This is a genomic window from Undibacterium sp. TC9W (genome assembly GCF_049339865.1).
Lineage (GTDB): Bacteria > Pseudomonadota > Gammaproteobacteria > Burkholderiales > Burkholderiaceae_D > Undibacterium.
In genome coordinates this window covers 1-228 of the sequence record NZ_JBMPPJ010000119.1, presented here as the reverse complement: position 1 = coordinate 228, position 228 = coordinate 1, and the positions used below count along the sequence as shown (strand labels likewise).

The following is a 228-nucleotide window of genomic DNA, read 5'->3' as shown; positions in this document are numbered from 1 at the left end:
CAGAAAACGGTGTGAACCTGAATGCACAGTCCACAGCGACTGCAGTTGCTCGCGTTGTTACAGACACGATCAACCTGGGTACAGGTAACGATACACTGGTTACTTACGGTGCGATCAACCTGGCTGGTGCACAATTGTCTGGTATTGAAAACATCACAGCGAACTCCGCTGTTGTGATCACTGCTTCCCAATACGCTGCTCTGGTTGCTGCCCGTGCTGCTCTGTCCC

The 228-nt window shown here is 52.2% G+C and carries 1 protein-coding gene; it reads left to right on the top strand.

The genetic code is table 11. The features are described from left to right. Nucleotides 1–11 precede the first annotated feature (11 nt). Nucleotides 12–228: hypothetical protein (locus ACO0LN_RS30495; protein ID WP_422980535.1), on the top strand; the 217-nt coding region annotated here is incomplete at its 3' end.